Source organism: Thermosynechococcus sp. Uc (genome assembly GCF_029335995.1).
In the GTDB taxonomy this organism is placed as follows: domain Bacteria; phylum Cyanobacteriota; class Cyanobacteriia; order Thermosynechococcales; family Thermosynechococcaceae; genus Thermosynechococcus.
Genome location: NZ_JARJMS020000097.1, coordinates 1 through 6,904 on the forward strand (window position 1 = coordinate 1; position 6,904 = coordinate 6,904).

Consider the following 6,904-nt stretch of genomic DNA (forward strand, 5'->3'; position numbering starts at 1 on the left):
AAAAATGGCGCGCCCAATTAGGATCAACCTCACCAATGCTGCCATTGTTACGATAAAGTTAAGAAGTGCAAGGGGCACAAAAATCATTAACCCCAGCAGAATTTTTTCCTGTGTATTTAGGGATCGATAACCTTGAGCGAATCATCAATTTACTGTCACCACCTCTCGGGAATTCGCTACGACATCTATACGGGCGCCCTTCCGGAGGAACAAATTCTTGGCCAGTGGTTTGAGATTGACATTAAGCTCTGGTTTGATATGGCCCAGGCGGCGGCCAGCGATCGCCTTGAGGACACCCTTGACTATCGCCCCCTGTTGCAGGCAATTGAGCAGCTCATGCGGCAACAGCGCTTTCAGTTAATCGAGACTCTTGCGGCAGCGATTATGAACCTTTGCCTTGCCCCGCCCCAAGTGCAGCGGGCAGCGGTACGCGTAACAAAACTTGCCCCGCCAGTGCCCAACTTTACAGGTCAAATTAGTGTTGAAATGGTACGCCCCCATGCCAAATCGCCTTAGCCAGTGCCAAAGTCTTTATCTGCGCAAGCATGCCGAAAACCCCATTGACTGGTGGCCGTGGTGCGATGAAGCGCTTGCCAAAGCTGCTGCCGAGGATCGGGTGATTTTTCTCTCGATTGGCTATTCCAGTTGCCACTGGTGCACAGTCATGGAGGGGGAAGCCTTTTCCGATCCAGAGATTGCCGCCTATCTCAATGCCTATTTCCTGCCGATTAAGGTGGATCGCGAGGAGCGACCCGATATTGACAGCCTCTACATGCAGGCGTTGCAACTGATGACGGGGCAAGGGGGCTGGCCGCTAAATATCTTCCTTACCCCTCAGGATCGCCGTCCCTTTTATGGCGGCACTTACTTTCCTGTACAACCGCGCTACGGCCGGCCGGGCTTTTTGCAAGTGTTGCAGGCGGTGCGCCGCTTCTATGACCAAGAAAAGGACAAGCTTGCTGCCCAACAGGCTACCCTCTGGCAGTATCTGGTCCCCCCAGCTGAGACAAAAGAGCAAGTTCCCCTAACTGCAGACCTCTTCAGGGCGGGGATTCGCAAAGTCACGCCGATTTTGCGCGATCGCCCCCAAGGCACCTGTTTTCCCATGATGCCCTATGCCCAAATGCTTCTCCAGGGGTTAGCTCTGAGTTCCAATCCTGGCGAACTGTTGCACCTGTGTCGGCTGCGGGGAGATAACCTCTTGCAGGGGGGCATCTATGACCATGTGGGGGGTGGCTGGCATCGCTACACCGTCGATCCGCAGTGGACGGTGCCCCACTTTGAGAAAATGCTTTACGACAATGGCCAAATTGTGACCTATCTGGCACGGCTGTGGCAGCAGGGCGATCGCTCCCCCCAGATTCCCAGTGCAATTGCCCAAACAATTCAATGGCTTGATCGGGAAATGACTGCTCCTGAGGGCTACTTCTACGCGGCTCAAGATGCCGATAGCTTTGTTAGTGCTCATGATTCTGAACCCGAGGAGGGCGCCTTTTACTGCTGGCAGTATGCGGAGCTAAAGCAGATCTTAAGCCAAACTGAATTGACCCAATTGCAAGCCCACTTTGACATCTCTGCCAAGGGTAACTTCGAGGGCAAAATTGTGCTCAAGCAAGTGCGCCCCCCTGAAAAGCCTGAAGCTCTAAAACCGATTCTGCGTAAACTTTTTGCCCGCCGCTATGGTGCCGATACACCCCTGGATCGGCCCTTTCCTGTGGCCACCGATAATGCAACTGCTAAAGGGCGGGCTTGGCCGGGACGGATTCCGCCAGTCACCGATACCAAAATGATTTTGGCGTGGAATAGCCTGATGATTACCGGCTTAGCCACGGCTGCCCAAGTCTGGAGGGCACACGCCTACTGGCAACGGGCAGCTAGAGCAGCTCAATGGCTCCACGAGCATCAATATCAGCAGGACAAACTTTACCGCCTAAACTATGGGGGCAGTGTCACTGAGGTGGCGCAGGCCGAAGACTATGCCTACTGGATCCAAGCCCTTCTTGCCCTGTATCACGCCAGTTTAGCCGTGGGGGAAGCGGCGCAGCCGTGGCTGGGGTTGGCCTGTCGGTATCAAGCCCTTTTTGATCAGGAATTAGGGGCAACAGACGGGGGCTACTACAATGCTCCAGAGCGACCCGACTTGATTCTGCGCCAGCGGGAAGGGTTGGATAATGCCACACCTTCTGCCAATGGGGTGGCGATCGCCAACTTGGTGCAGCTCTTCTTGCTCACAGAAAATCCCACTTATCTTGAACAGGCAGAAAAGGGACTGCGTTTCTTTAGCCAGTTGATGAAGGAGTCTCCCCAAAGTTGTCCGAGCCTTTTGGCAGCGTTGCAGTGGTATTTGCAACCAGTTTGTGTGCAAACGCGCTCTGATCAGGTGACCACCTTCTTGGATCGCTACTTGCCGACGGCTGTCCTCAAAGTTTGCGCTGACCTAGAACCTATTGCCCTTGTCTGTGAAGGCTTGCGCTGCCGTGAACCGGCACTGACCCCTGCCCAACTGCAACAACAACTGGATAGTCTCTTTCCTTTTGTAACCTATGGCTAAATCCTTGCGTCGTACCCCCCTCTATCCCCTGCATCAAGGAGCACGGTTTACCCCCTTTGGCGAGTGGGAGATGCCCCTCCAGTACAGCAGTATTTTGCAGGAACACCAAGCGGTGCGGCAGCGGGTGGGGATGTTTGATATTTCCCACATGGGTAAGTTTCTCCTGCGAGACCCTAGGGCGATCGCGGCACTACAAGAACGGGTGCCCACGGATCTGAGTCGTTTGCAACCCGGCCAGGCGAAATATACTCTCCTTCTCAATGAAGGCGGGGGCATTGTGGATGATGTGATTTTCTACATTGGCGATGGGGAGGTACGCTGTATTGTCAATGCAGCCACCACTGCCAAGGACTGGGCATGGTTTCAGAAGTATTTACCCGCCAGTATTGATTTTATTGATGAGTCAACAACACAGGTGCTCATTGCCCTTCAAGGTCCTGCTGCAACGGCAACTCTTGCTCCCCTAAGCGATCGCTCTTTAGGGGAGATTAAGGCCTATCGCCATGCTCAGGTGAATCTATTGGGACAGCCCGCTTGGATTGCCCGCACCGGCTACACGGGTGAAGATGGTTGGGAACTTCTTGTAACGCCAGAATTGGGGGAACAGTTGTGGCAAACCCTGCTGGCAGCCGGTGTTACTCCCTGTGGCTTGGGGGCGCGGGATACCCTGCGCTTGGAGGCGGCAATGCTCCTCTATGGCCAAGACATGGATGAGCAAACCACTCCCCTAGAGGCGGGTCTTGATTGGTTGATTGATTGGCAAAAGCCCGATTTTGTAGGTCGTACTGCCCTTTTGGTGCAAAAGCAACAGGGAATTGAGCGGCAGTTGGTGGGTCTAGAACTTGTCGGCAAAGGCATTGCTCGCCATGGCTATCCAATCTATGCAGGCGCACAGGCCGTCGGCGCAGTTACCAGTGGCACCCTATCTCCCACCTTGGGGAAGGCGATCGCCCTCGGCTATGTTTTTCCAGAGTTTGCCCACACGGGTCGTGAACTGGAGGTACAGGTGCGCGATCGCCGAGTGCCAGCAGTGGTGGTTCCTCGCCCTTTTTATCGTCGCCCTCGATAACGGAGCCCATTCCGCTAAAATTTGATTCATCGGTAACAAAAAGCAACGAATGCTGGAAACTTGCCCTCGCTGTTCTGCCCGTTTAGGAAAGCTACTCTCGTCTGGTCGCCAAGTGTGTAGTGCCTGTGGTTGGAGTACCGTAGTCATTGAGAGATCGCCGCCACCGTCAACCATGGGATTACCCCTGCTTTTGAATCAGATTGGGCGGTTGATCCAGCGTTTCTTCCAGTATCTCGGAGTGCAACTGCAACTATTGTGGCGATCGCTTAGCTCTCGCCTGCAGCAGCAACAACCTCGCCGCAATCTATGGGAAAGCTTGGTCACGAAGCTCAGGCGCCTCGAGGAGAAAATCCCTACAGGTGATCCCAGCAAGGAATGGCTAACCTCCGAAGAGGCCTTTCAACTGCTAGGAGGAGATCTGGCAAACCCGCAGTCGAAGGTGAGTACCCTTGATGGTAAACGGCGGATTGGCTTATCGGCCTTTCGCCGACTGGTCAATACTGCAGAATATGCGGATTTTGGCTTTCAATACTCTAGCGAGCGTCGCCTGAAAAATTTACCCTATCTACGCCGTTTGCCTCGCCAACCCTAGGGCGATCGCAGGCCGAGAATGATCCGCCACTCTGATTCAGTGACTGGTTGTACTGAAAGACGGCAGCCCTTTTGCAACAGCATCATCCGCTCTAGGCCGGGCGTTTGCCGCAGTTCTGGAAGTGTAATGGGAGGTAGAAAGTCCCAGCGGTACTGAATATCCACCATAAACCAGCGGGGATTCTCAGGGGTGCTTCGGGGATCAAAGTAGCGGCTGTCGAGGTTCCAAGCAAAATAATCGGGATAGGCAGGCTTGACAACTTCAGCAATGCCCATGATTGCTGGTGGCTTGGCATTACTGTGATAAAAGAGCACGCGATCGCCCACCTGCATTTGATCGCGGATAAAGTTGCGTGCTTGGTAGTTGCGTACGCCTTCCCAACAGGTGGTTTGTTGTGGAGCTGCCTTCAAATCCTGCCAAGAAAAAACACTTGGCTCCGACTTCAATAGCCAAATGCCTGCCATCAAAGACTAAGACTCCGCAATGGTTGGTTTAGAGGTCTGCTGTGCCCAAACTACAGCGTAGCAAATCTGTCACCGTGGCACAGTAGGGGGTTAGCCCTAGTGCTTGAGGATTTAGCACCGTCTCATAGGTGAAGTTGCGATAGTTTAAGCAAAAATAATCCCACGGCGACATTTGCACTCGAAATACTCGCACAAAGAAGTTAATCACTGGCAGTGTCAACGGGATTTGCACATAAATAGGCAGCTTTGCAGCAGCACATAACTGCGCCAACATTTCATTGACAGTAATTGGCGGGTTACCCAAAGCCACACGGCGCGGTACTGGATACTCAGGATGTTGCAACAGATAGAGAACCACTTGGGCAATGTCGCGGGCATGGATAAAGTGAAAGCTGGCATCTGCTCGGAAAAAGCGAGCTAACCAGAGCCACTTGAGGACTTCACGCATTCCCTCCGTGATGAATGAGGGACGTTTACCATCAGCCCCTCCCCCAAACACCATTGTCGGAAATAGTTCAATCACGCGATCGCCCACGGGCAATTGTTCAATGGCATGGAGACATTCGTACTTTGAGCGAATGTAATCCGTTCCTAAGGTACCTGCTTCCGGCAGCGGTTCCATCTGATGATTGAGGATACTTGCCGTTGAAAAATAAAAGACCCGCTGGCAGCGTTGGGGATCGAGCTGCCTGAGGAGAGAGCAAGTTTGTTCGCAGTTGATAGCAAAGACGTTCTTTCCTCCCCAAGCAGTTGCCGCCAAGATTGCAACATCGAGGGTTGGCAATAGGGGTTCCAAGGATGTCAGATCCATTAAATCCCCTTGGATCACGTTCACCCCAGATCGCTGGCGAGGCTCAATTTGCAGCCGTGCTGGGTTCCGCACCAGCAAAAAGAGTTCGTGGTCTGTCTCTTGGATCAGCGCCTCAGAGATGTACTGACCAATACAACCATTGGCACCAGTGATTAAGATGCGCATTAGCCGAGGGACTTTACCAAATCAAAGAGAAAGCCCACATTTTCTTCAGGAGTTCTTTGGAGAACACCGTGACCCAGGTTAAAGATATATTTGCCCTTGCGACCCGCCTCGATGATCGCGAGTGCCCGTTCCTTGAGCACCGGCTGTGGGGCAAAGAGCACGACTGGGTCTAGATTCCCCTGAAGACCAACATGAGCAGGAAACTGCTGGCGAATCATGCCGATATCCACTGTCCAATCAAGGCTGACAATATCTGCCCCTGTTGCCGCCATGCGATCAACCACTGCAGCACTGCCATTGATGTAGAGGATGATCGGCACATCGGGATAGACGGCTTTGACCTGCTGAACCACCTGCTTTTGGTAAGGGAAGGCAAATGCATCGTAGTCCTGACGGCTCAGTTGACCCGCCCACGAATCAAAGAGCTGCACCACCTGAGCGCCACAGTCAATTTGGTAGCACAGGTAATCAGCAACAGCAGTGGCCAAATGGCTCAAAAACTTGTGGAGCAAGTCTGGCTCGCGATAGGCCATGGTTTTAATTTCAATGTAGTCCTTGGAGCTTTTGCCCTCAATGGCATAGGCAGCAAGGGTCCAAGGGGCACCCGCAAATCCCAGTACGGTGGCGCGATCGCGCACCTCTTGGCGCAGTGTTGAGAGAATTGGACGAATAAAGGGACAGGCCGCTTCCGGTTCCAAGGAATGGAGCTGCTGCACTTGCTCAAGCGTACGGATGGGTGGGTCAATAATTGGTCCTTTACTCTCAACAATGTCAAAGGGAATACCAATCCCCGGCAAGGGCGTGAGAATATCCGAAAAGAGAATCACGCCGTCTGGAGCGAAGGCACGAAAGGGTTGGAGCGAAATTTCAATGGCGAGTTCAGGAGTTTCTGACCGCTCGCGAAACGAAGGATAGCGATCGCGCAGGTCACGATAGACCTTCATGTAGCGCCCAGCTTGCCGCATCAACCAAATGGGCGGACGCTCAACGCTTTCACCACGGGCAGCACGAAGGAGTAAAGGGGTGGTCATCCTAAAATGTATAATTCCAATCGTTTTCCATGACTCTGGCAGAGTCGCTCAGCAAGCCCTATTGAAGTCAGGTATTGCCTGCGATCCACAGAGTTTAACCCTACAATCATACCCTAGGGGGCGATCGCTCCTACATTCCAAAAGCGAATTCCTTTGCTCTACCATGTGCGGGGCTGAAACTGGGCATCGTTGAGAATGGTCACCCCATCTCCCGACTGCGC

At 53.2% G+C, this 6,904-nt stretch carries 7 protein-coding genes; 4 read left to right on the top strand and 3 right to left on the bottom strand.

Annotated elements, in window-relative coordinates; all coding sequences use genetic code 11:
• The first annotated feature begins 132 nt into the window (after positions 1-132).
• The 4 genes from folB to P3X23_RS11005 are packed head-to-tail and all read left to right on the top strand — an operon-like array spanning position 133 to position 4,212.
• Positions 133-516, top strand: coding sequence for a dihydroneopterin aldolase (gene folB, locus P3X23_RS10990; protein WP_300876668.1), 384 nt, complete (start codon positions 133-135; stop codon positions 514-516).
• Positions 500-2,551, top strand: coding sequence for a thioredoxin domain-containing protein (locus P3X23_RS10995; RefSeq protein ID WP_300876671.1), 2,052 nt, complete (start codon positions 500-502; stop codon positions 2,549-2,551). Before folB ends, P3X23_RS10995 begins: the two co-directional genes overlap by 17 nt.
• Positions 2,544-3,620, top strand: coding sequence for a glycine cleavage system aminomethyltransferase GcvT (gene gcvT, locus P3X23_RS11000; protein ID WP_300876674.1), 1,077 nt, complete (start codon positions 2,544-2,546; stop codon positions 3,618-3,620). The genes P3X23_RS10995 and gcvT overlap by 8 nt, the downstream gene beginning before the upstream one ends.
• 49 nt (positions 3,621-3,669) lie before the next feature.
• Positions 3,670-4,212, top strand: coding sequence for a hypothetical protein (locus P3X23_RS11005; protein ID WP_300876677.1), 543 nt, complete (start codon positions 3,670-3,672; stop codon positions 4,210-4,212).
• Here P3X23_RS11005 and P3X23_RS11010 read toward each other — a convergent pair.
• From P3X23_RS11010 to hemE, 3 genes are read right to left on the bottom strand one after another with little or no spacing between them, the layout of a single operon-like run.
• Positions 4,209-4,676: an EVE domain-containing protein gene (locus P3X23_RS11010; protein WP_300876680.1), complete on the bottom strand. Its 468-nt coding sequence runs from the start codon at positions 4,674-4,676 to the stop codon at positions 4,209-4,211. The genes P3X23_RS11005 and P3X23_RS11010 overlap by 4 nt on opposite strands.
• A gap of 28 nt (positions 4,677-4,704) precedes the next feature.
• A complete protein-coding gene (locus P3X23_RS11015) occupies positions 4,705-5,652 on the bottom strand; it encodes an NAD(P)-dependent oxidoreductase (protein WP_300876683.1) in 948 nt (315 codons plus the stop codon).
• Positions 5,652-6,683 (bottom strand): uroporphyrinogen decarboxylase, encoded by a 1,032-nt coding sequence (hemE, locus tag P3X23_RS11020; RefSeq protein ID WP_300876685.1) that lies wholly within the window; start codon positions 6,681-6,683, stop codon positions 5,652-5,654. Before hemE ends, P3X23_RS11015 begins: the two co-directional genes overlap by 1 nt.
• Positions 6,684-6,904: the final 221 nt, after the last annotated feature.